The following is a 417-nucleotide window of genomic DNA, read 5'->3' as shown; positions in this document are numbered from 1 at the left end:
CGAAAATCCATAAACCGTCCGTATCAAAAACCGGCGGAACTGCCGCCGTTGCAAAATAATCCGCCATTTTACCGTAAAAACCGCCGCCTGAACTTTTTTATCGCGGCAGACGGCGGTTGCGCGTCTCCGCAAAAATGCAGGGCGCGCGGTTTTCAGACGGCATTTGCCGTTCAAGGCCGTGCGGTGTCTTTACCAAATGCCCAACCATTCGCCCACGGAATCCATCCAATCCTTATTGCCCCCGCCGCTCCTGCCTGCCCGGCGGTACGCCCACGGCGCTTGCGGATTTTTAGCTTTCCACAATCCTTTGCGTTCCCTTTCCGCCTGAATTTGAGCGTCGGCATAGTCGGCAAAATCCGCCTTATCCTGCTGTTCTTTAGCATAACTTTTATAATGCCACGCCGCCCCGTCCTGCAC

At 54.9% G+C, this 417-nt stretch carries 1 protein-coding gene; it reads right to left on the bottom strand.

The features are described 5' to 3' along the window. Positions 1–189: 189 nt before the first annotated feature. On the bottom strand, positions 190–417 hold a 228-nt coding region (locus HW452_RS17375; RefSeq protein WP_340162678.1), incomplete at its 5' end, for a thermonuclease family protein.

Origin of the sequence: Vreelandella aquamarina, assembly GCF_020075495.1 — a bacterium.
Lineage (GTDB): Bacteria > Pseudomonadota > Gammaproteobacteria > Pseudomonadales > Halomonadaceae > Vreelandella > Vreelandella aquamarina_A.
Note: the sequence above shows the minus strand (reverse complement) of the source record. Positions and strands in the feature narration are given on the sequence as shown.